This is a genomic window from Exiguobacterium sp. s5, assembly GCF_018618075.1.
Classification (GTDB): Bacteria; Bacillota; Bacilli; order Exiguobacteriales; family Exiguobacteriaceae; genus Exiguobacterium; species Exiguobacterium mexicanum_A.
This window is the reverse complement of record NZ_JACSLK010000001.1, coordinates 407301-429263: the sequence shown is the minus strand read 5'-3', so window position 1 is coordinate 429263 and position 21963 is coordinate 407301. Positions and strand designations below refer to the sequence as shown.

Sequence of the window (21963 nt, the reverse complement as noted above, 5' to 3'; positions counted from 1 at the left end):
GGTCACTCCTTCTAGGTTGTCGTTTCATGATGTGAGTGAGAAATGGGGATGATTCTATCCTCGTTGTTCCCGTAAGCTCTTTCTGGTAACTCACAAACGGAATGAGCCGTGGATAATCTTTTCGTGAATTATAAAAAACGAAAAAAGCCGACCCTTCGGTCAGCTTCGCATGTCACTGAAGTTGTTCTTGCCGCAAGTTGCGGAAGATGTTCTCGAACAAACGCTCCTTCACTCGGTCCGACACGTACGAATTGTGCGGGGTGAGCGTCACCCACTCGAAGTTATAGAGCGCGTGATCCGACGGGAGCGGCTCAGTCTCAAAGACGTCCAAGGCGACCCCGAAGAACTTGCCGTCCTCGAGTGCCGCGATGAGCGCCTCTTCATCGATGATCGACCCGCGCGCCACATTCAATAGGACGGCATCTTCCTTCATCGCCGCAATCGCCTCAGCATCGATCACATGATACGTGTCGTCGGTGAGCGGCAAGGCGATGACGACGACGTCGCTCTCTGCCAACACGTCGTGCAACTCATCCATCAACACGTAACGGTCGACGAACGGCACCTGTTTCTCACGATGACCGACACCGATAATCGTCATATCGAACGCACGGAGACGAGTCGCGATTGCCTCCCCGACGTGACCGAGGCCGAGCAAAGCGACGGTCTTCCCAGTCAGTTCACGTAAACGACGTTCCTTCTCCCAATGCCGGTTCGCCTGTTTCTCTCGGAACGCCGCCCCCTGTTTCATAAAGTCAAGCAGCTGCCAGACGACCCATTCGGCCATCGGAACGGCATATGTGTCACCGGCATTGTAGACACGGATGCCTCGATCCTCGAGCTCGTCGAGCGGGAGACGGTCGAGTCCGGCACTGACGGCTTGGACGAACCGTAGCTGTTTAAAATCGTCGACGTGACAATATTGGAACACGTTGTTACAAATCAAGCCCTCGACTTCTGAGACGTCGATGTCTGTGACATCCGCCTCTTCACGGAGCGTCGTCACTGTATAGCCAAGTTGTTCGAGTTTTGCGAGTTGTTCAGGAGTCAACCGCACTCCTGTCGACAGCAAATTCAAGATAAGATCCCCTTCCGGTTCTGGATTTCCGTCGCGATGGCATCGACGGTCGAGACGAGGCTCAACCGGTTCAATTCCAACCACTCCGGTGTCGCGTGTTCGAGCTGTTGCTCGTACGCTCTAATTTTCCATACCCCTTCTTGGAACATTTGTGCCTGTCTGGCGTCAAATTTTCCGGTCGACCCGATGTTGCAAAAGCTGCGCGACAAGATGGCGAGCGCCGAGCCGAGTCGGACGTGCTCCCCGAGCACCTTCTCGGCCGGAAGTTTCCCTTCCCCGATGCGGGCGATGCCGCCGAAGCCATACGGGATGCCGACCGCCTGCATTTGACGCGTGACCGTCTCGACCGTCCCGTCGGCGAGCGGCTCGAATAGGAAGCTCTGCCCGTAACTCAGATGCAGGTCGTTCAAGCCGATATGGATGTAGTCAATACCCGTTAATTTGAGCACGTCCGGCATACAGGCGACGGCCTCTTTCGTCTCACACAACAGACAGACATCGGCCCGTTTGTCGACGAGCTCGATGAACGTCGCGACTTCGTCGACCGTCTTATAATATGGCAACATGACGACGTCGGCCCCGCGATTGATGACTTCATTGATCTCATAGCGCGAGCCTTGGAAAATCGGATTGACGCGGACGAGCAGCTCCGCATGCTTCAAGACCGCGCGCAACCGGCTCACGTCGCGAATCGCATGGCGTGAGATGACCGTATCGAGATGGCCTTGCCGTTCCTCTTTCCCGTTCAATTCCAAATCGACGAACACCCAGTCGACCCCGTTTTGTTCCGCGAGCAGCGCGATCTCCGGCTGGTTCGTGATATACATCAGTTTCAAAGTCATGGCGAGCACTCCTCCCATCAGTAGATTACCTTAGGAAAATAGCCCGTCCGAAAAACAACAAAACGGAAATGCGGATAATGCTTTTGGATTGTAAATGGGAAGTTTACAGATTTTTGAACAAATCCCTTTATAGAAAGTCACACCTCTTCCCTTCGAATATGCTTTGACATCAAATCATGTTCGCAACTTCCTTTTTGTTTTGTTTCAAATGCGGGGAATCGGAAATAAGTAACGTACAGAACCATATTTTCGACAGTTTTCGGCAAAAAAGGGGTGACCAATCATGGAATGGATTGTGATATTTGGTGCAGGCGGTCACGCACAAGTCATCATCGATATTCTTGAATTGATGGGACTCTACCGGATCGCAGGAATTTATGACGACAACCCAGCCTTAATCGGGAAGTTCATCGCCGGGTACCCCGTGCTCGGTCTCGTCCATTCCAACGTCGTCGCCCAGAAAGGCATCATCGGAATCGGCGACAACGTCCAGCGCGAGTCACTCGCGCGTGCCATCCGCGAACGGACACCAAACTTTGAATTCGTCAGCGCCATCCACCCGAGCGCCGTCATCGGCAAGAACGTGACGCTCGGTGAAGGGACGGCCGTCATGGCCGGCAGCGTCATCAATCCGAACGCCGTCATCGGTCCGCACAGCATCATCAACACGATGGCATCGGTCGATCACGACTGTGTGCTCGAACCGTTCGCCTCAATCGCCCCGGGTGCCCATCTCGGCGGCAACGTCCATGTCGGCGCCCGCACGTTCATCGGCATGAGTGCGACGGTCATCCACAACGTCCATATCGGCCACGACACGGTCATCGGTGCCGGTGCCACGGTCGTGAAAGACATCCCGAACCACGTCGTCGCCTACGGCTCCCCGGCCAAACCGATTAGGGGTCGGATCATGAACGAACGATACTTGTGAACACAAAAACGAGGTCTCCCCGCGTCGGGTGACCTCGTTTTTTTCATTTCAGCTCGCGATGCAGCTCACGGTCGGTGATATAGTCCGGTTCAAGTTTCAAAATAATCCGCTCGAAATAGCGTTGGAGCAGGTACATCCCGACGACGAGAACGGCGAGTGTTAGGAAAATGGATGGTCCCGGTAAACCAAAATCGTACCATCCCAAGATTAAGTAAAGAATCGCTAAACCGGACAACGTCATCCAGAACGGCAACCGGACGAGCCGTTGATACGTCGCATTATCGTTGAACGAGGCTCGAATCGTGCCGAACCGCCACTCGCGGACGAGGAGCGGAATGACGCCAAGAAAACCGAAACCAAGCAAGAGATATTCAGATTGGTCGACCTTATCGATCAGTGTCCCGGTGATGATGAACGATGCGACTGCTAAAATGATGGCCCAGCGCTGACTTTGTTTCGCATAGTCGACGAGGCGGCGGATATGTTGTTCACGTCTCATCAAAACCCCTCCTATTCTACATTACATGTATACGGATAAAAGTAAGAATATGTTCCAATTCTCAATCATTTTGTATATTACAGGTTTATGATTGACATCCTCATACAAAATTGAGAAAATCCGAATTAGCGTGTTTTTCGCTGCCCTCATTCTATTTTTCTAACGTCTATAAATCATTTCTTTATCACGCTTCAATCATTCCCTATTCCATCCGATGTACATCATGGAACCATCACGAACCACATCACAATTATCTAGGAGACTTCAATGCGCAACTTCTTCCCACTTTTCCTCTCCTGTCTGCTCTTGCTCTCAGCATGTTCGGAGGAAAAACCTAAAGCACCGCCTCAAGACTATGAGAGCGAGTTTCCAGTCGAAGCCTTTATCCGAACCCATCTTCTTATTGAAACCGGACTACTTCGTACTAACATCACAGATCGTCAAAACGAATTTTTGTCCGAATCGCTTGGCCTGTACTTACTTTTTTTAGTCGAACGTGATCGAGAAAGAGAATTCGCCGATCAAGTCGTCGTCCTGACCGAGTATTTTTTGGACGAATCGAATCTAGTCGCCTGGCGCCTCGAGCAAAAGGATGAAGCGATACTCACCAGTCCTGTGAACGCTTGGATTGATGATGCCCGGATAATCCATGCACTCTATTTAGCTGCTAAGTCATTCGATGAGCCGACTTATGCGGAACTCGCAAACAACATTTCCGAATCGCTGACAACGATTGCCACAGAAGAGGGTCTTCCTGTCGATTACGTTGATTTGAAGACAAAGGAATCGAGTGACATCCTTACACTCAGCTATTTAGATGAGGCCGCGCTCAAGTTGATGCCTGCTTCGTCCAACCTTTATTCCAATAGTAAGAACCTGCTTGTTGAAGCACCCACAGATGGGCCATTCTTTGCAAAAGCATATTCGATTCAAAATCAAACTTATACATTTGATGATGAAATCAATATGATTGATCAACTGTACGTCGCTTTGAGATATGAACAGTTCAATCTCGCCACAGACCGTTTCTATACCTTCTTTAAAGAATCATTTGAGATGGGGCCGATTTATGGTCGCTATAATCGTAGCAACAGAACACCGACTGTCACCTACGAATCACAAGCTGTTTATGCGCTCGCTGTCTTTTATCTGCTTGAACGTGGTGAAGACGAGTTTGCGGAGGTCGTGATGGAGCGGCTTCGAGACTTAGCTGTTCAAGATGAATCCTCCGAATATAACGGTGGGTTTATTGATGTGATGACGCAACATACTCACTCATTTGATAATTTGTTGCCTTTATTAGCCGAAGGGAGACTTCTCGATGGATACATCGTTCCGTAAGACGAGCCTGGTCAGCATACATGTATGTGTGTTTATGATCTTACTTGTTTTATTTGTTCAATATATGCCGGAAATGGGTCAAGTTCACACTGAAAGTATCATGTTACTTGCATTCGCAATCGTGTTGAGCCTGTTCACGGGATTACGGGCCGGCTTGTTCACTTCACTCGTCATCCTCTTTTGTTTAGGGAGCCTTTATTTTTGGAATCTCTTTTTCCGTCCTGAAGACCAGTCGTTGTTGTTTTCAGAAGCCACCCTTCTTTACTATGGTTTCTGTCTCCTAGCACTCGTAATCTCAAGTGGTTCGCTTCATGAACGAGTAAAAGAAATCAGTGATTTGAATCAAACGTTAAGCGAACAAGTACGTCGCCTCGTTGCAATCGACACGGAAACCGGACTCGACAATCAAGACAGATTTGTCCTCGAGTTACAGCTTGAAATCGATCGGACGAGACGCCACGGTGAAGCGTTTACGGTCTTCTTATACAAAATCGACTATTTGATGGAGTTTAAAAAGTTGTATGGGCAACGAGAATATGAAAACTTCCTGAACTATTTTAGTAAGCAATTATATAACTCGACACGTACGACCGATAAAAAATTTCGTCTATCGGTAGAAGAGTTTGCTTTGATTCTACCGCATGCTTCTGAAGAACATATGTTCATTCTGACAAATCGATTCCGCGATATGTTGGGCGACTATAAAACCGATTCCGGAAAAATCGTTACGTTTACCAATCATATTGCACACTATACGGTCACAAAAGAAACTGACATTGAGTCTCCAACAGAGATACTCAATTTGATTGGAAACGAGTTGAAGAGCTATGCGTTATAAGTGCCTTACGATTTTTTTGCTACTCCTACTGTTTCCGACACCGATTGATGCGGCAAAACCTACACATGTTGTGATTGTTTACAGTTCTTCACAGGTAGAGACTCCGCCCGACGTCTATAAGTTAGAAGCGCTCGTGTCTCGCTTCTCTGATGAAATCAAGTTGATTCGGGACATCGATTTAGGGACTGATGCACTGTCAGAGGTGAGCCACATTTTTTATTATGGCGCCTCCACTTCGACACTACCTAAGTCAACCCGTGAGTTACTGAATCATTCGTCGATCCCATTATATGCAATCGGCCAAAATGCGAATCAACTATCTCCATTCAAAGGACTCGAGATGACTCGAGTCGCCGGAGTCTCCAAATTTCTTCATGCTCGAACGGACCAAAGCCTTTCATTTGAATTCGCTGATGTAGTGACGACTGTAAAACCAGAGGCTTCATCGATTACCCATGCGAGTGTTGTTCGTAACGATAAAGTACTACCCGTTCTCATCCAGGCAAAAGACAATTTTTACGCGGGAATTGAAAATCTATTAAACCGACCTTCCCTCTTCATTGCGGACAGTCTATTCGATTTCTTCGACGTCGAAGCCTCTCTTGGCCACGTCGGCTACATACGCCTTGAAGATATCAATCCGAGCTCAGACCCTGAACTCGTCAAGGAAGTCGGCACGTATTTATTAGATCGAGAGATTCCGATTATACTCGCTGTTATACCGGTTTATACCGATGCCGCGAATGGAGACACCGTCCGGTTTACGGACCGTCCCGAATTAATCGACACACTACGCGAACTTGAAGCGCGTGGGGCTACTGTAATCGCACACGGCTATACGCATCAATATCGTTCGTCAGAAACTGGTGAGGGCTTCGAGTTTTGGGACGTAGAAAACAATCAACCCGTTCTATCTCCGCCGGATGAAATGCCACCAAAATTAAAAGGGCGTGAGTCGTTCGCAAGCGAATCTGCGTATACGTCGTACTTGAATACGTTATTGGAAAAAGAGACGACGTACATTCACTCGAAGCTATCAAATTCAATTCATGAACTCGTCTCACTAGGTCTTCATCCATTAGGTTTTGAAGCACCACACTACGCAATGTCTCATTCAGGTTACGCATTAACGTCCGAATACTTCACGAATGTGTTCGGTCAAGTGCAATGGAGCAACTCCAATTGGGAAGTCTTAGGGAGTACACCTTACGTTTCAAAACCGTCTCTCCTTCAAGGTATGACGCTCTATCCAGAAACGATTGGTTACGTCCGTACCGATATTCCTCGACCCGTTGATGAAATGAGACGTGCTCTCGAGGAGACACTCATCGTCCGTGAATCGATGATTGGCGCATTCTATCACCCTTATATTGGAACAGAGTATTTACCGGAAGTCGTGGCGTTAATGGAGTCCGTACCTGGATTTACATGGTTTGATTTACGAACGAGCGACGAGCGTGTCCGAACTGATGAAGTTTCCGTTCAGTCGGAAGACGGAGTGCTCGTGCTAAAAGACAACCGCAGTAACATTCTGAATCGACTCAGTCTGTTAATGCCTCAATCATTTTTAGAGCAGGCACTAACTGCACTAGCAGTGATAACCTTGCTCTTCGTCATCGCATTTTTGACGTACACCCTCTTTTTACGCGCTCAACGTAAAAAACGACTTTTCAAGGAGCGTGGATAAACAATGGCAAATGGTCTATTTCTCTTTTCGCTAATTATGATTTGGACAATGCTGCTGTATCATATGTTTTTAATGCAAGGCGGATTTTGGCACTTCATGACCTATCAGGCACCGATAACGGATTGGTCCAAAAATATGAACGATTTACCGAAAGTATCTGTCCTGATTCCGGCCCATAACGAAGAAGTAGTCGTCGCGGCGACGCTTCGTGCCATGTCACGCATCGAGTACCCAAAAGACAAACTCGAAATTCTACTTATCAATGACAATTCCTCCGATCGCACAGGCGAAATTGCTCAAACATTTGCGGATAAGTTTCCGTTCATTCACGTGGTGAAGACAACCCCTGCTTTCGCAGGGAAAGGAAAATCGTCCGCTCTCAATTTCGGTCTATCTCAATCAAACGGTGATGTACTCGTCGTATATGACGCGGACAACACGCCAGAAAAAGATGGCGTCTATCATTTAGTGATGGGATTACTTAACGATCCGAAAGCAGGTGCTGTCGTCGGGAAGTTTCGGGTGATTAATGCTTATGAGACGCTGCTCACTCGACTGATCAACATTGAAACGATTTGCTTTCAGTGGATGGCACAAGCGGGTCGGTGGAAATGGTTCAAAATCGCTACTATTCCTGGTACGAACTTCGCTATTCGACGTTCGATTATCGAGGAACTTGGGGGATGGGATGAACAAGCCCTTGCTGAAGATACCGAGTTAACAATTCGTGTATATGAACTTGGCTGGCATATTCGCTTTTTCCCTGCCGCAGTGACGTGGGAACAGGAGCCCCAAACGTTAAAGGTTTGGTGGAAGCAACGAACACGATGGGCTCGCGGCAACCAATACGTCGTGCTGAAGTTTATGCGCCAACTGTTCTCGTTAAAACGTAAAAAAATTGTGTTCGATATTTTCTATTTCTTTTTTACGTATTTTTTATTTTTCTTCGGGGTCATCCTATCGAACAGTCTATTTGTCATCAATTTATTCGTCGACATCGGTCTTAAAGTCGGCAATATCACACTCGTGCTGTGGATTCTCGCTTTCTTACTATTCGTGACAGAAGTTTTTGTAACACTCAGTATCGAACGCTCCGAATTTAACTCACAAAACTTTTTCACCGTCATCCTGATGTACTTCACGTACAGTCAATTATGGATTATACTCGTCATTTATTCACTCTACTTAGAAATCAAACGTGTGTTATTCAAACAAGAAGTTAAATGGTATAAAACAGACCGTTTTGGTTGAAAGGAAAAACGACATGAAATTCTCAATCTCAATTTTACTAAGTAGTATACTGCTCTTTACCGCGTTTTCACTACCTGTTCATGCAACTGGCGATCTCACTTCTCCGCTACCGATCAAATCCGCCGACTCCATTAGTGAACGTGCCTTGACGATGAGCGATGACATTTTACCGGGAGAAACATCATCTCGCACGTATACGTACACCGTGTTACGTGCTGAGCCTGCAAGTAAATCCAAGTTCCTCTCTTTGGATTGGTCACACTCTGAATTACTCATTCCGCCTTCAGCAGTCACAATTGAAATCGATGGGGAACCAATCCGTTCGATTGCATTGTCAAAAAAATCTGCTGAAGATCGTGTGACGATTCCACTCAGGGATGAGCATTTGACAAAAGGGACTCACGAAATCACCGTTCGCTTTACCGGGATTCTGCGTGGACGAATGTGTGACACAGGTAATACTTCCGGGAGTTGGTTCACGGTTCGATCTTCCAGCTTTGTTTCGATTGGCAACAAAACCAACTTATCCTTGAAGGAATACTCGAGTACGTTTACTCAAACGTTCAACAAAACATTGACTCTCGTGCTGCCAGACCATCCTGACGCAGCTTCTTACGAAGCTGCCCTATTACTATATCGTCAATTAAAAAATGATGCGTCCGACTCAGATAACGTATTGATTCGATACGAGCGACAACTAAAATCATTCACAGGCAACTATATTTTCATCGGGGAACAGGACGGCTTTACCGGTCCCGTCGCCACACTCATTGACGATCTCGACACATCTTTAGAAGATGACGAGATGTTGTTGCAACGCGTGAACTTGGTCGAAAAAGGCAATTCCGTGGACGCCCTGTTCGTCCTAGCGAACAACTCAGAGTCGTTTGAAGGAAAATTAGATCATCTCCTCTTAGAAAGACACCGCCAACAATTTGATGGTGAAAAACTAATTTTGTCGAGTACACCTTCCCCACAGGCAGCGGAAGATGTCGTATCGCTCCGTACGCTCGGTGCATCAGATTTAATCCTGAGTGGTGCGCAAACGAAGAGTACAAACTATTTTTATCCACTCCCAGTCATCGATACGACATCGAGTGTAGAAATCGATGTCACATACAAACTGTCAGAGAGCCTAGCAGTAAAAGAAGATGGGCAACCATCCGCTGAATTGATTGCTTGGATTAACAATGTCCCACATTCGATTCCATTGGATAACGATCCGGACGACATGGGTTTTTATCACCATAAGATTCGTGTCGCTCCATCTACTTTGGAACGCGCCACTTTCCTTGATGTCTCCTTTGAGGCAAGAGGTCTTCGCTCTGAAGCCCCTTGTACGGATAATGATGTCGATCGCTGGATTTATGTGTCATCGGATAGTCAAGTGACGCTCCCAACAAGTAACGGGAATACAAACAACGAAGTCTTTTTGAATATGGCGAGTCTATTTGCTACTGAAAAAGGTGTGGTGCTCGTCGTGCCGGATGATGACAGTTCGGCAACGCTGAAAAACGTCGCAACGGTCATCAGCGGTCTGCCTGTCACCCCGCTCACCCATCAGGTCGAAGTTGTACGGGCATCGGAATTGGACGAATCGATTCTTGAAGAGCGGTCCGTAATGTTTGTCGGGAATCCAGAAGACGCAGCTATCTTGAAAGAGAAACAAGAAGATTGGATTGTTTCAGGCGACAAAGGTATTGATCTAACACAGTATGGCTTTACCCCTGAGACATCAGCAGAGTATGCGTGGATTCAACCCTCTCCGTGGAATACCAATCGAGCGCTAGTTGTCATAGCAACCACGGACTCGATCGACTCGTCTCTCATGCAAACATTGGCGTTCCCGAATGAGACGTTCAGCGTAGCTGTTAAAAATCAAAACGGTGCCATCTTTACAAACAGTTCGACAATCTCGGATCAGGCAGATTCAATAAATACTGATGTTGCCGAAATCCGGACTACGAATTCAATTTGGTACTTTGTCGGATTCGCTACCCTGATTGCTCTGACTGTCGGTTTGTTACTCATGATGCGTCGTAGAAAAAAATCAAGCTAAGCCTAAACGAGTGAGATTCTTCACTCGTTTTTATATTGCCTACATTTAATCCTTCCTTCTATATTTGTGTCCAATAAAAGAAATCTGAAAATTCCTAAATGTAAGCGTTGACATTTTATTTCGCTGCATGCTACATTTCAAGTATCAAATAACAACTGAACGGTCTCCTGCGCAGGAATGTTACCTTTAGTGGGCATAACCTGACTCGAGTCAGATGGCTTACGTGATTTCACGTATCTCATCTGACACGGGTCAGGTTTTTTATTTGACGCAAACCTAAAAATCCAATGGAAAAGGAAGGGAACGGACATGAAATATGAACAGCTCGCACGCGACATTATCCAACACGTCGGCGGCAAAGAGAACGTCAACAGCGTCGTCCACTGTATCACCCGTTTGCGTTTCAAACTGAAAGACGAAAGCAAGGCCAACACGGAAGCCATCAAAAACATGGACGGTGTCGTCACCGTCATGAAGAGTGGCGGCCAATACCAGGTCGTTATCGGCAACCACGTCCCGGACGTGTATAAAGCGGTCGTTGAAGTCGGCGGCTTCCAAAACCAGTCACCTGTTGAAGAAGAGGACGGCCCAAAAGGATCATTGTTCAGTCGGTTCATCGATATCATCTCTAGCATCTTCACCCCTGTCCTCGGCGTCTTGGCCGCGACCGGCATGATCAAAGGGTTCAACGCCCTCTTCGTCGCCGTCGGTTGGCTCGACGCGACATCCGGCACGTATCAGTTATTGAACGCCATCGGCGACTCGTTGTTCTACTTCTTCCCGATCTTCCTCGGCTATACGGCCATTAAGAAGTTCGGCGGCAGTCCGTTTATCGGGATGGCCATCGGGGCGGCGCTCGTCTATCCGACGCTGTCGACGCTCACGGCCGGTGACCCGCTCTACACAGTCTTCGCCGGCACCATGTTCGAGTCACCGATTCACATCACGTTCCTCGGTGTGCCGGTCATCTTGATGACGTATTCGACATCGGTCATCCCGATCATCATCGCGGCGTTCTTCGCAGCGAAGCTAGAGAACTTCTTAAAGACGGTCATTCCGGACGTCGTCAAAATGTTCATCGTCCCGCTTCTTACATTACTTATCATCGTCCCGCTCACGTTCATCTTGATTGGACCGATCGCGACATGGGCTGGTATGTTGCTCGGTAGCGCCACAGTCGCCGTCTACAACTTGAGCCCACTCGTCGCCGGTCTCTTCCTCGGTGGCTTATGGCAAGTGTTCGTCATCTTCGGTTTGCACTGGGGACTCGTCCCGGTCGCCATCAACAACTTAACGTCACTCGGCTCGGACCCTGTACTCGCACTCGTCTTCGCGGCTTCATTCGCGCAAATCGGTGCCGTACTCGCAGTCTTCCTTCGCATTAAAAATCAAAAGATCAAAACGCTCTCTATCCCGGCCTTCATTTCAGGCATCTTCGGCGTCACCGAGCCGGCCATTTACGGGGTCACGCTCCCTCTTAAAAAACCGTTCATCATGAGCTGTATCGGTGGTGCCGTCGGTGGCGGAATCATGGGCATCATGGGTACACAAGTGTATATGATCGGTGGACTCGGCGTCTTCGGTTACCCGTCGAACATCTCACCGGAAGGGCTCACGACCGGCTTCTACGGATCACTCATCGGGACGGCCGTCGCCTTCGTCGTCGGTTTCGTCTTGACGTACTTGTTCGGTGGTGTCAATAAAGCGGTCGCCGCAACGCCACAACCAGAAGTCACACCGGTCGCAGAAGAAGTATCAGCGACCAAAGTCGGCCAAGAGCAAATCCTCAGCCCACTTGCCGGCAACGTCGTCAACTTGAAAGACATCTCGGACGTCGCCTTTTCATCCGGCTCACTCGGCCAAGGCGTCGCCATCGAACCGACGGAAGGCAAGCTTGTCGCTCCGGTCGCTGGCACGGTGTCCGCCCTCTTCCCGACGCATCACGCTATCGGTATCACGACCGAGACGGGGGCCGAGGTGCTCATCCATATCGGCATGGACACGGTTCAATTGGAAGGCAAACACTTCAAGGCACACGTCACGCAAGGCGAGTTCGTGGAGAAAGGTCAGCTGTTGATCGAGTTCGACCTCGACGCGATCAAACGCTCTGGCCGTGCCCTCACGACACCGGTCATCGTCACGAACCGGAAAGTGATTTCACCGAACAAAGCATCACACGTCCAAACGGGCGAACCGATTTTCGTCATCAACGAATAAATGTGGGAGGGCTCGTCCCTCCCCTACTTTAGAAAGGATGGATTTGATGAGTTTTCCAAACGGATTTTTATGGGGCGGCGCCATCGCCGCGAACCAAGCAGAAGGTGCGTACTTAGAAGGTGGGAAAGGTTTGACGACGGTCGACTTGTTGCCGACCGGGAAGAAGCGGTTCGACGTCATGTTCGGAGACTTGCCGTCACTCGAGCCGGTGCCGGGCGAGTTTTATCCGTCACACGAAGCAATCGACTTCTATCACCGCTACAAAGAAGATATCGCGCTGTTCGCCGAGATGGGCTTCAAGGCGCTCCGCCTGTCGATCTCATGGGCCCGTATCTTCCCGAACGGTGACGACGCCGAGCCGAACGAGGCCGGTCTTCAGTTTTATGACGACGTCTTCGACGAACTGTTGAAGCACGGTATCGAGCCGGTCGTCACGATCGCCCACTTCGACGTGCCGGTCAGCCTCATCCAAAACTACGGTAGTTGGCGCGACCGTCGTGTCGTCGACTTCTTCGAGACGTACGCGACGACGCTGTTCACCCGCTATAACGGCAAAGTGAAATATTGGATGACGTTCAACGAGATCAATATGCTGTTGCATTTGCCGTTCATCGGCGCCGGTCTCGTCTTTGCGGACGGTGAGGACAAGCAGCAAGTGAAATATCAGGCGGCGCATCATCAGCTCGTCGCGAGCGCGAAAGCGGTCAAGGCAGCGCACGCCATCAATCCTGACATGCAAGTCGGCTGCATGCTCGCGGCTGGCCAGACGTACGCCTACTCGTGCAACCCGGACGACGTCTTGGACGCGATGGACAAGGACCGTGAATCGTTCTTCTTTATCGATGTGCAGTCGCGTGGCGAATACCCAGGCTATGCCAAACGTTTCCTCGACGAAAACGGTATCACGCTCGAGATGGAAGACGGCGACCTCGAGTTGTTGAAACAGCATACGGTCGACTATATCGGCTTCAGCTATTATGCGAGCCGGACGACGAGCACGGACCCGGAGATCAACGCATCGACCGAAGGCAACATCTTCAGCTCGCTCGAGAACCCGTTCCTCGAAAAGTCGGAGTGGGGCTGGACGATCGACCCGACCGGCTTCCGTATCACGGCGAATCAGCTGTACGACCGCTACCAGAAGCCGTTGTTCGTCGTCGAGAATGGACTCGGTGCCGTCGACGCACCGGACTCAAACGGCTACGTCGAAGACGATTACCGCATCGACTATATGGCGAAGCATATTGAACAGATGCATGAGGCCATCAAGGACGGCGTCGAAATTCTTGGCTATACGAGCTGGGGCCCGATCGACTTGGTCAGCGCCTCGACCGGCGAGATGAAGAAACGTTACGGCTTCATCTACGTCGACAAAGACAATGAAGGTAACGGGTCCCTCACCCGCTCGAAGAAGAAGAGCTTTGATTGGTATAAGCAAGTTATCACGACGAATGGCGAAAAAGTGACCCCTCCCCTCAAAACCACATAACCATGCGAATCGAACCGGTCCCGTTGACTGGTTCGATTTTTTGTTAAAAAGATTTTCACCGTAACCGCTTGCATAAAAATATTTTTCATATTATGATTCAGGTGAAAATAATTTTAAGGAGGATTTATCTCATGTCACGTCTATTCGAACGGGCACAACAATTCGGGAAATCATTTATGTTGCCCATCGCTGTCTTACCTGCAGCGGGACTACTGCTCGGGATTGGAGGTGCGCTCTCGAACCCGAACACGGTCCAGGCGTATCCATTCCTCGACATCACTTGGCTTCAGCATCTATTCACCATCATGGCCGCTGCCGGGTCGATCGTCTTCGCCAACTTGGCTGTCCTCTTCGCGATCGGGGTCGCGGTCGGGCTCGCCAAGTCGGATAAAGGGACGGCCGGACTCGCCGCCATGCTCGGCTATCTGATCATGAACGCCACCATCAACGCCATGCTTCAAATCACGGGTGAGTTGATGGAGACGGATCTCGCCAGTGCAGGCCAAGGGATGGCGCTCGGGATTCAAACGCTCGAGACCGGTGTCTTCGGCGGGATTTTAATCGGGATTGTGACGGCACTCTTGCATAACCGTTACAACAAACAAGTGCTCCCGCAGTTCCTCGGCTTCTTCAGCGGATCGCGCTTCGTGCCGATCATCACGTCGTTCGTCGCCATCGGTGTTGGGATTGCGCTTTACTTCATCTGGCCGACGGTCCAAAGCGGAATCTTCTCGCTTGGCGGACTCGTCGACAAGACAGGCTACATCGGGACGTTCATCTACGGCTTCGTGCTCCGGATGCTCGGACCGTTCGGGTTGCACCACATCTTCTACATCCCGTTTTGGACGACCGGCCTCGGGGGCTCAATGGTCATCGACGGGACGTTGATTGAAGGGACGCAGAAGATCTTCTTCGCCCAGCTCGCTGACCCGAGTACGACGCAGTTCTATGAAGGTACGGCCCGCTTCATGTCAGGTCGTTTCATCACGATGATGTTCGGTCTGCTCGGTGCCGCGCTCGCCATGTACCACTGCGCGAAACAGGAACAAAAGAAAGTCGTCTTCGGTCTCTTGTTCTCGGCGGCGCTCACGTCGTTCTTGACGGGGATCACCGAGCCGCTCGAGTTCGCCTTCTTGTTCGTGGCACCGGTCCTCTACTTGGTCCACGCCATCTTTGACGGGCTCGCCTTCATGATGGCCCATATCTTCGAGATCACGATTGGTCAAACGTTCTCGGGTGGGTTCATCGACTTTATCTTATTCGGGGTTTTACAGGGAAATGACAAGACGAACTGGATGCTCGTGCCGGTGATCGGTGCCTTCTGGTTCTTGCTCTACTACGTGACGTTCCGCTTCCTCATCACGAAATTCAACTTCATGACGCCGGGACGCTCAGACGAGACAGCTGTGAAAGCAGCCGACGTCGACGCATCAGACCGCACGACGGCCATCATCGCCGCGCTCGGTGGCGATGCCAATATCGACACGGTCGACTGCTGTGCGACACGCCTCCGCGTTACCGTCAACGACCACCAACACGTCCGCGAGGATTTGTTGAAGGCAACGGGCGCCCACGGGGTCGTGCAAAAAGGAAATGGGATTCAAGTAATTTACGGTCCTTCTGTTACAATTATTAAGAATGAAGTCCAAGAGGCGTTAGGCCGGGGCGAATAACGAATTGTGTTGGAGGGAACAGCCGTGTGGGAACAAATGAAAGACGTCTATCCAGAGATGACGGACAGTGAGAAAAAGATTGCCGATTACCTCATGACGAATATGAACGACGCCATCGAGTTGACGATCACCGAGTTGGCGCAAGCCATCCAGACGTCACCTGGGACCGTAACCCGGTTCTGCAAGACGATTGGGGTAGGGAGTTATTCGGCACTGAAGCTCATGATGCAAAAGACATTGACGGAAACGAACTTACCCCAGACGGCGACGTCACTCGAACCGATGCAACGGTCGTATATCGAATTGATTCAGACGACCGCTCACTTGATCGACCAAGAGGAACTCCTCGCTATCTGCGATCATATCCGACGTTGCCGCTCGGTCCATTTATATGGGCTCGGTAACGCCGGGCTCGTCGCTCAAGAGATGGAATATCGCTTACGGCGGATGGGACTGCTCGCCACTACGGCGTTCGATAGCCATAGTATGGTCATGGACGCCTCGATTGCGACGAAAGACGACTTGATTATCGCCTTCTCGAACAGCGGTGAGAGCCGTGAGGTCGTCCAAGCCGTCCAGCTCGCCAAAGAATCGGGCTGCACGACCATCGCTTTCGTCGGCTATCAGCACTCCCCGCTCGCCGAGCTCGTCGACCATCGACTGTTGACGGCCGGTGCGTCGGGCGAGGCGTTCTTGATCAACACACAGCTCCCGCTCCTGTTCACGGCGGACGCGGTAACGAAGACGTTGATGGAAACGAATGAAGACTTAAAAGCGCATTATCTAAAAACACTCAAAGCGCTCGACCGATTAAAAGAAAGAAGTGATTAATGATGACCGATTTACCAAGCGGATTGATCGTCTCCTGCCAAGCACTCGAAGATGAACCGCTCCATAGCGACTACATCATGGGCCGGATGGCCATCGCAGCCGTTCAAGGCGGGGCCAAAGGCATCCGTGCCAACTCGGCGAAAGACATCCGTGAAATCAAACAGCAAGTGAACGTCCCGATCATCGGGATTGTCAAACGCGACTATGCGGACAGCGACGTATTCATCACGGCGACGATGAAAGAAGTCGAAGAATTGATTGAAGTCGGTGTCGACGTCATCGCCCTCGATGCGACGCACCGCCTGCGCCCCGGCAACATGACGCTCCAAGAACTCGTCCACGCCATCCGTTCGATTTATCCGAATCAACTCCTCATGGCCGACTGTGCGACGCTTGAGGATTGTATCGAAGCGGATCGACTCGGCTTCGACTACATCTCGACGACGCTCCACGGCTATACGGCCGAGACGAACGGCTCGCTCCTCTTCCACGACGACTTCAAGTTCTTGAAAGACGTGCTCGACCACGTCACGCAACCGGTCGTCGCCGAAGGCAACATTCTAACGCCTGAGATGGCGAAACGATGCATGGACCTCGGCACACACGCCGTCGTCGTCGGCGGAGCCATCACGCGGCCGCAACAGATTACGGCGCGGTTTGAAGAGGCGATGTCTTCTTCGTTCACACCGAAATAAGCAAAACGTGCTTCGCTCCAACCAAATGGAGTGAAGCACGTTTTTTATTGAAAGTCAGCTACAGCCGTCACTGGATAGTCAGCCATCTCCCACGTATGATCTTTCTGAAGCGTCGCATCGGACACTAAGAAATAATCGTATCCGACCTCCCCTACTCGATTCGGGACGGGATCGTTCCACGTCGTGTCCAAGTGATACCAAGCGCCGTCGAGCTTCACGAGATTCCATGCGTGTAATCCGGTCTGGACCTCACCAGAGATATACTTCGCTTCCACCCCCGCGGCTTCCAACAACAGGAGTGTCGTCAACGCGTACCCTTCGCACACGCCTTCCCCATTAAACAAGATGGAGTACGGCGTATATGGACTCGCCTGGCTGTCTATGTTGTAGGCCGTGTTCAAGACGACGTAATCGTTTATGTATTTCACTTTCTCAAAATCGTTCAACCCGACCGGCATTTCCGCGACGACTTGGTCGACCTTCGCTTCAATCTGCTTCGCTTCCTCGATGTTCATATCGTAAGCCAACTCGACGTCCAGCTCGACATAGCCGCCATGATCGCGATACTCCGTCTCGTCGCCTCGTGACAACCGGAACACGTAAATGTGGTTCGCCTCCAGCCAATCCCACGCCTCGTCCATCGTCTGTTCAAAATCTCGACCCTTGCCGATATAACTGATGCTGAACGTTTCATCAAATTGACTCATGTGGTAAGCGAGCGCCTGACCGAGTTCCTCTGATGATGCCACTTGCGCCGGCAACTCGAACGTCTCGTCAAGGATGGTGGCCGACGAACTCGCCACTTGTGTTGAACCGGGCCAATCCATCGTTTGCGCCTCATGATAGGCCGCATACCCGCCGACTAGGCAAATGCTTAACATCATTAACGCCAACACGCTCCGCCCCGTCACAGTCACCGAAGACAAGATGGCCGAGCGTTTGCTCTTGATCAATCGATTCAACTCATCGCTGACCAGTTGCTCCAAGTCAGTCCGGTTCATCTTCACTCGTGGATGGACTTGAAACACGACTTTTCGATAGACCGGATCGAGGAGCTCGGACTGTCGGGCTGGGTGATGTTCCGCCTGTTTCAATTCATCGTGCATGGTACGAAGTTCTCGCCGTAATGCCCGATGGACGAGTCTAGCAACACGTCCTGCTCGGAACAAGAGAACGGCCACGCCCCCACTTAATCCAATCATCAATATGTACATCATCATTATCATATCTGTCGCTCCCCACACTTGATTACCGATTAGAATATTTTACCTCCCTATCAATCTCTATAAGTATATAATAACTTTATAAACAGAATATGGAAGGTGATACTTGATGAACATAAATACATATTTGAAAGAATACGCCCATACCCTACTCGGTGAAGGCACGCACATCGCACCGAGTGTACCCGATAAAAAATTGAACGGTGCCATTAAGAATTACGCAGAAGACGCGCTCCCAGAGCACGTCATCGTCTTGTACGATTCGACACTCTTTAAGAGCGGGAAAGAAGGCATGCTGTTTTTAGGTGACCGCTTCTACTTCAAGCCGTTGCTTGAAAAACCGATTTGCGTCTACTACAAAGATTTACAGCGCATTGATTTAGACCGTGAAGTCACCTATAAAAACGACAAGCGAAAAGAAAAACTCCATGTCGTCATGCACACTGAGCAATACGAGTATAGTCTGTCGGACAAACTTGCGACGTATAACGTTGATGGCGTCGCCGAACTATTGAACGGGATTGCCGCCTTGAAAGACAAGGAAGACGAGCTCGTCAACGTCTCGCAGGTCACTCCGCTCGCCGACTTGCCGGAAGCATATAAGCTCACGTATTTGAAAGTGTTGGCCAACTTCACCTTCGTCGATGACAATCAAATCGATGCGCAAGAATATAGCGAACTCATGTCGCTCGTCACCCGAATTCACCTCAGCTCAGACTATCGCCTGCAGCTTCGTGGTTATTTGAGCAATCCAGATGAACACGCACCGACACTTACGTTGATAGACGAGTTACGCGATTTGTCGACGACCATCGACTTTTCTATCGTCGAAAAATCGTTATTTAAAGACCTGCTCTATCTCTTCAAATTGAAACGCCCGCTCTCAGCTTGGTTCGAGAACAAGTTCCTTCAAGAGTTGAAAGAGGTTCTATCCATCTCGCGCGAAGAAATCGAACTCATCTCAAGCGCCATCCAAAGCGACGAGGATATTTTGACGTTCCGCAAAAACGACTCAGAGATTGCCAAGTCGATGAAAGACTTGGCGGCCAAAGCGGCTGCGGTCGGCGTTCCGCTCACAGCCATCTATTTATCAGGATCTGTCGTCGGCTTGAGCGCGGCCGGATTGACGTCCGGTCTCGCCTCCCTCGGGATGGGCGGTCTCCTCGGCTTCTCGAGCATGTTCACCGGTATCGGCGTGTTGGTCGTTATCGGCGTCGGCACGTACCAAGGCCTGAAGAAAATCACGGGTATGAAAGATATCGAGAACAACAAACAACGTGAATTCATGCTGCAGGCCATCATCCGCAACACGCAACAGACGCTTAACTGCCTGCTCGAGGACATCAATGAAATCTCGAATCGACTCGTCGTGGCCATCCAACACGGGAACGCCAACTCGGAGAAAATCAACCAACTCTCGAATATGTTGCAGATGCTCAGTCAGAGTGCCCAGTTCAGTGCCGACAAACAAGTCCACTCCCAAAAAGAACAAATCATCACGCAACTGCCTCCGAAACTTAGCACGGTCCGATTGGACGAGCTGACGTCGAAACCGACGTATCAGAAACTACGCGACTACGCCTACTCATGCTACACGCCGCAACCGATTCAACTCGACGATTTGACGTTCAGCACCGAGGAAGAGCTCGTCTTGAAAGAGACACTCTCGCTCGAAGAGTTGGAACAGTTACACGAGTCGTTCCAAGCGATTGGCTACTTCGAGATGTCTGGCGGTGGGCTAGCTGAAGTGACCGGTGGAGCGAAGCGTCTCGTGAAGAACGTCTTCGGTGACAAATGAACCGGTCCGATCAAGACATGATTGATCAAGCAAAGGCGTTGCTCGTCCAGCAACATCAAGCCGCACAGGCCGAGCAACGCTTAGGTGAGGTCCATACACACTTGAATCAACTTGAAGACACGCAGGACGCTCAATCGGTAGCGCTCGACAATTTGTTCGAGGACATGATGCGACTCATGAATGGACAGGTTCCGCAGACAGAAGCACCTCAGTTGGCACCGTTGATCATCCCGACGTTTGACGACCTCGAGCCCGTGCAAGTCTCGGATGTCTCTTGGGATATCTACTTGTCCGAACTCGATACGTACGCGACGCGGCATGACATGAAGGGACTCGACGACCCGTTCGCCCATCTGTTGACCGCACGACAACGACATGATTTGGCGACCACATTTAAAGAAGAGTTCTTGCTGAAGGAGGCGGAATGTGACCGCTACGATTACATGATTGCCTCTTTCAGCGGCTTAGTCGCAGGCCTCACCGATAGCTTTTTCGTCGGCTCTCCCGCAGACAGTAAACTTCGGACTTGGTCGGATGAAAAGGTCGACAACGTCGTCATCAAGTTCTCGAACCTCGTCTGGAAACAAGACAAGAAGAACGGGGCCCGCCTCCGCAAACAACCGGATTCGATTGCGAGCGCCATCGGTTTTTTGGAGCGCCGCTTTAAAGTGAACTATGACGCGCGCTACGCGAGTGACTTGAAGATGGGCGACGCGACGCTCAACATGCGCCCGTCAGACCACCATTTGAAATCGCTCGCCCACGCTCCCGACATCATCGGCTTGTTCTTCTCGATTTTAGATCAGTTCACGGGCAAGGCGAGTTTTATCTCGGACGGTCGCCTGCTTCGACTCGAGCCGAAAGAAGACGGTACGCAACGGCTACAAGGTGGGAATCTATTAGCCAAACTGTTCGCTGGGTTTGCCAACTGGTTCGGCCATCTCCTGTCGGACGTATCAGGATCGAGTGGTGTGCGCGGTCACGACAACGGTCGTCGCGGCGCCGGCATCCCGCTCCCGTTTTTCGAGCTGTTCCAATTCGTCGACTTCGGACAAGTGTCGCATAACGGACAGACGCTCTCTTTCGCTGACTTCTCGACAAAAGTGTTCGAGAGCGGATATGATGCCCGTCACGGTGTCGCGATGGCAGTCCCCGTCGTCTTTAACGAACTCGTCATTCGCCTACTCTGGGGTTTGAAGAGTCTGTTCTATCATAAGAACGGATGGCTCGCCTCGATTCCCATCGGCAATAAGCCGACACTTCGGAAGATGCTGCTCGTCGGTCACGGTGCCTTGTGTCTGACCGACGGGATGGATGCCTACATCCGAAGTGGCAACGTCCCGATTTTATTTGCGACACGCTTGAACTACGTCGCCTGGAGTCGCTTTGCTTTCGCCTCGATGCAAGAGCTGAAGCATGTACTCGGCAAAGACGTATACGACTGGAAAGCGGTCGATGCTCACCTTGAGCAAGAATGGAAGAAACTTAACGGCGAATATTGATGATAAAGG

17 protein-coding genes are annotated in these 21963 nt (G+C 50.4%); 13 read left to right on the top strand and 4 right to left on the bottom strand.

The window, feature by feature from the left end; all coding sequences use genetic code 11:
- Positions 1–172: 172 nt before the first annotated feature.
- Together KNP60_RS02305 and KNP60_RS02300 are read right to left on the bottom strand one after the other, a co-directional pair.
- Positions 173–1078 (bottom strand): NAD(P)-dependent oxidoreductase, encoded by a 906-nt coding sequence (locus KNP60_RS02305; protein WP_214796828.1) that lies wholly within the window; start codon positions 1076–1078, stop codon positions 173–175.
- On the bottom strand, positions 1075–1920 hold the full coding sequence (locus KNP60_RS02300; RefSeq protein WP_214796827.1) for an aldolase/citrate lyase family protein: 846 nt from the start codon (positions 1918–1920) through the stop codon (positions 1075–1077). The genes KNP60_RS02305 and KNP60_RS02300 overlap by 4 nt, the downstream gene beginning before the upstream one ends.
- Before the next feature lie 283 nt (positions 1921–2203).
- Here KNP60_RS02300 and KNP60_RS02295 point away from each other — a divergent pair, with 283 nt between their 5' ends.
- Complete coding sequence (locus tag KNP60_RS02295) at positions 2204–2851, top strand: acetyltransferase (RefSeq protein WP_214796826.1); 648 nt, start codon at positions 2204–2206, stop codon at positions 2849–2851.
- A 43-nt stretch (positions 2852–2894) separates the two neighbouring features.
- Here KNP60_RS02295 and KNP60_RS02290 read toward each other — a convergent pair whose 3' ends face one another.
- Positions 2895–3350 carry a hypothetical protein gene (locus KNP60_RS02290; RefSeq protein WP_214796825.1) on the bottom strand — a complete coding sequence of 152 codons (456 nt, stop codon included), beginning with the start codon at positions 3348–3350 and terminating at the stop codon, positions 2895–2897.
- 267 nt (positions 3351–3617) lie between these two features.
- On the opposite strand from KNP60_RS02290, the gene KNP60_RS02285 reads away from it, so the two are divergent.
- From KNP60_RS02285 to KNP60_RS02240, 10 genes are all read left to right on the top strand, one after another.
- The gene (locus KNP60_RS02285) at positions 3618–4691 is read left to right on the top strand and encodes a hypothetical protein (protein ID WP_214796824.1); all 1074 of its coding nucleotides are present in this window, start codon (positions 3618–3620) and stop codon (positions 4689–4691) included.
- Positions 4672–5529, top strand: coding sequence for a GGDEF domain-containing protein (locus tag KNP60_RS02280; protein WP_214796823.1), 858 nt, complete (start codon positions 4672–4674; stop codon positions 5527–5529). Before KNP60_RS02285 ends, KNP60_RS02280 begins: the two co-directional genes overlap by 20 nt.
- Positions 5519–7216, top strand: coding sequence for a DUF2334 domain-containing protein (locus tag KNP60_RS02275; protein ID WP_214796822.1), 1698 nt, complete (start codon positions 5519–5521; stop codon positions 7214–7216). Before KNP60_RS02280 ends, KNP60_RS02275 begins: the two co-directional genes overlap by 11 nt.
- 3 nt (positions 7217–7219) lie before the next feature.
- A complete protein-coding gene (locus KNP60_RS02270) occupies positions 7220–8467 on the top strand; it encodes a glycosyltransferase family 2 protein (protein ID WP_214796821.1) in 1248 nt (415 codons plus the stop codon).
- Between the two features lie 13 nt (positions 8468–8480).
- A complete protein-coding gene (locus KNP60_RS02265; RefSeq protein WP_214796820.1) occupies positions 8481–10526 on the top strand; it encodes a cellulose biosynthesis cyclic di-GMP-binding regulatory protein BcsB in 2046 nt (681 codons plus the stop codon).
- Positions 10527–10835: 309 nt separating this feature from the next.
- Entirely contained in the window at positions 10836–12743 is a 1908-nt protein-coding gene (locus tag KNP60_RS02260) for a beta-glucoside-specific PTS transporter subunit IIABC (RefSeq protein ID WP_214796819.1), read from the top strand.
- Positions 12744–12780: 37 nt separating this feature from the next.
- Positions 12781–14232, top strand: coding sequence for a 6-phospho-beta-glucosidase (locus tag KNP60_RS02255; protein WP_214796818.1), 1452 nt, complete (start codon positions 12781–12783; stop codon positions 14230–14232).
- Positions 14233–14363: 131 nt separating this feature from the next.
- Entirely contained in the window at positions 14364–15905 is a 1542-nt protein-coding gene (locus KNP60_RS02250; protein WP_214796817.1) for a maltose/glucose-specific PTS transporter subunit IIC, read from the top strand.
- A gap of 24 nt (positions 15906–15929) precedes the next feature.
- Entirely contained in the window at positions 15930–16736 is an 807-nt protein-coding gene (locus tag KNP60_RS02245; protein ID WP_131438329.1) for a MurR/RpiR family transcriptional regulator, read from the top strand.
- A gap of 2 nt (positions 16737–16738) precedes the next feature.
- Positions 16739–17431 (top strand): N-acetylmannosamine-6-phosphate 2-epimerase, encoded by a 693-nt coding sequence (locus KNP60_RS02240; protein WP_214796816.1) that lies wholly within the window; start codon positions 16739–16741, stop codon positions 17429–17431.
- Between the two features lie 44 nt (positions 17432–17475).
- On the opposite strand, the gene KNP60_RS02235 is transcribed toward KNP60_RS02240, so the two are convergent.
- A complete protein-coding gene (locus tag KNP60_RS02235; RefSeq protein ID WP_214796815.1) occupies positions 17476–18657 on the bottom strand; it encodes a transglutaminase domain-containing protein in 1182 nt (393 codons plus the stop codon).
- A gap of 106 nt (positions 18658–18763) precedes the next feature.
- Between KNP60_RS02235 and KNP60_RS02230 the strand changes: the two genes are divergently transcribed.
- Together KNP60_RS02230 and KNP60_RS02225 are read left to right on the top strand one after the other, a co-directional pair.
- A complete protein-coding gene (locus KNP60_RS02230; protein ID WP_214796814.1) occupies positions 18764–20452 on the top strand; it encodes a hypothetical protein in 1689 nt (562 codons plus the stop codon).
- Positions 20453–20469: 17 nt separating this feature from the next.
- On the top strand, positions 20470–21954 hold the full coding sequence (locus tag KNP60_RS02225) for a hypothetical protein (RefSeq protein WP_214796813.1): 1485 nt from the start codon (positions 20470–20472) through the stop codon (positions 21952–21954).
- Positions 21955–21963 lie beyond the last annotated feature (9 nt).

Coding starts and splice junctions, on each gene's coding strand:
- KNP60_RS02300 (WP_214796827.1), bottom strand. CDS start 1,920: ATGACTTTGAAACTGATGTATATCACGAACCAGCCGGAGATCGCGCTG.
- KNP60_RS02295 (WP_214796826.1), top strand. CDS start 2,204: ATGGAATGGATTGTGATATTTGGTGCAGGCGGTCACGCACAAGTCATC.
- KNP60_RS02290 (WP_214796825.1), bottom strand. CDS start 3,350: ATGAGACGTGAACAACATATCCGCCGCCTCGTCGACTATGCGAAACAA.
- KNP60_RS02285 (WP_214796824.1), top strand. CDS start 3,618: ATGCGCAACTTCTTCCCACTTTTCCTCTCCTGTCTGCTCTTGCTCTCA.
- KNP60_RS02280 (WP_214796823.1), top strand. CDS start 4,672: ATGGATACATCGTTCCGTAAGACGAGCCTGGTCAGCATACATGTATGT.
- KNP60_RS02275 (WP_214796822.1), top strand. CDS start 5,519: ATGCGTTATAAGTGCCTTACGATTTTTTTGCTACTCCTACTGTTTCCG.
- KNP60_RS02270 (WP_214796821.1), top strand. CDS start 7,220: ATGGCAAATGGTCTATTTCTCTTTTCGCTAATTATGATTTGGACAATG.
- KNP60_RS02265 (WP_214796820.1), top strand. CDS start 8,481: ATGAAATTCTCAATCTCAATTTTACTAAGTAGTATACTGCTCTTTACC.
- KNP60_RS02260 (WP_214796819.1), top strand. CDS start 10,836: ATGAAATATGAACAGCTCGCACGCGACATTATCCAACACGTCGGCGGC.
- KNP60_RS02255 (WP_214796818.1), top strand. CDS start 12,781: ATGGATTTGATGAGTTTTCCAAACGGATTTTTATGGGGCGGCGCCATC.
- KNP60_RS02250 (WP_214796817.1), top strand. CDS start 14,364: ATGTCACGTCTATTCGAACGGGCACAACAATTCGGGAAATCATTTATG.
- KNP60_RS02240 (WP_214796816.1), top strand. CDS start 16,739: ATGACCGATTTACCAAGCGGATTGATCGTCTCCTGCCAAGCACTCGAA.
- KNP60_RS02235 (WP_214796815.1), bottom strand. CDS start 18,657: ATGATAATGATGATGTACATATTGATGATTGGATTAAGTGGGGGCGTG.
- KNP60_RS02230 (WP_214796814.1), top strand. CDS start 18,764: ATGAACATAAATACATATTTGAAAGAATACGCCCATACCCTACTCGGT.
- KNP60_RS02225 (WP_214796813.1), top strand. CDS start 20,470: ATGATTGATCAAGCAAAGGCGTTGCTCGTCCAGCAACATCAAGCCGCA.